Here is a 613-nt window from a genome sequence, read left to right as displayed (position 1 = left end):
AAGCTCGCTAGAGGCTTTTCTCGGCAGCATAGGATCACTGAATTCGCCTCAATCGGCTACGCATCACGTCTCAGGCTTAATGCGACCCGGATTTGCCTAGGTCACGCCCTACACGCTTACACCGGTATTACCACTGACCGGCCCAGCTACCTTCCTGCGTCACCCCATCGCTTGGCTACTACCAGATCAGGTCCCGTGCATCCACCAACTCAAGACCCGAAGGTCTTCTCGTGGCTTCAGGACGGTTAGTATCACTGATTCACCATGGGCGCGTTCACACGGGTACGGGAATATCAACCCGTTGTCCATCGGCTACGCCTGTCGGCCTCGTCTTAGGTCCCGACTCACCCTGGGCGGATTAACCTGGCCCAGGAACCCTTGGTCATTCGGCGGACGAGTTTCTCACTCGTCTTTCGCTACTCATGCCTGCATTCTCACTCGTGTGGCCTCCACGGCTAGGTCACCCTGCCGCTTCCATGGCCACACGACGCTCCCCTACCCATCCACACACCTGCCAGAAAATCCTTGGATCAACTGGGGGCTATTGCGTGAATGCCGCAGCTTCGGTGGTGTACTTGAGCCCCGCTACATTGTCGGCGCAGGATCACTTGAC

At 57.6% G+C, this 613-nt stretch carries 1 rRNA gene; it reads right to left on the bottom strand.

The annotated features are described in order from the left end of the window. Positions 1-613: ribosomal RNA gene (locus R4P64_RS33935) — 23S ribosomal RNA — on the bottom strand; the annotation flags it as partial.

The sequence above is a fragment of the Rhodococcus sp. IEGM 1366 genome, assembly GCF_033142425.1.
Classification (GTDB): domain Bacteria; phylum Actinomycetota; class Actinomycetes; order Mycobacteriales; family Mycobacteriaceae; genus Rhodococcus_F; species Rhodococcus_F globerula.
The sequence above is the reverse complement of the archived record's forward strand: the minus strand, read 5'-3'. Positions and strand labels throughout refer to the sequence as shown.